Source organism: Mariniflexile sp. HNIBRBA6329 (assembly GCF_043558645.1).
GTDB lineage: Bacteria > Bacteroidota > Bacteroidia > Flavobacteriales > Flavobacteriaceae > Mariniflexile.
The window spans coordinates 1-563 of record NZ_JBIFXS010000047.1 but is presented as its reverse complement, the minus strand read 5'-3'; the positions used below and the strand labels follow the sequence as shown (position 1 = coordinate 563).

Genomic DNA, 563 nt, shown 5'->3' with positions numbered 1-563 from the left:
TTTTAGCGCAAAGCGAACAGGGCATCTGTAAAGTCATTTGTTTTAGTCCGGACCACTCCAAAAGTTTGGCGGACATGAAACCTTCAGAAATTGAAAAAGTGGTTTTTGCATGGCAACGGGAATACAAAGAACTTGCTGCCAACAAATTAATCAATTACGTTCAAATATTTGAAAATAAAGGCGCCGTTATGGGTTGTAGCAATCCGCACCCACATGGACAAATATGGAGCCAAACAAGTCTGCCCAATGAGGTTGACAAAAAAGACAAACACCAATTAGCATATTATAATAAAAATAAAAGCAGTCTTTTAGGGGATTATTTAAAACAAGAATTGCATAAAAATGAACGTATTATTTTTGAAAATGATGCCTTTGTGGTACTTGTGCCTTTTTGGGCTGTATGGCCATTTGAAGCTATGATTGTTCCTAAAAGACATCAATCTAATATTCTTGAATTAAAAGATAACGAATCGTTTCTTTTTGCTGAAGCTATTTCGGTATTGACCAAAGCTTACGATAAATTATTCAACACTTCATTCCCCTACTCCAGTGGTATCCATCAA

Annotated in this window: 1 protein-coding gene; it reads left to right on the top strand. The window is 35.9% G+C overall.

Going from position 1 to position 563, the window contains the following annotated elements:
* On the top strand, positions 1-563 hold a 563-nt coding region (galT, locus tag ACGK9U_RS16130), incomplete at both ends, for a galactose-1-phosphate uridylyltransferase (RefSeq protein WP_394467587.1).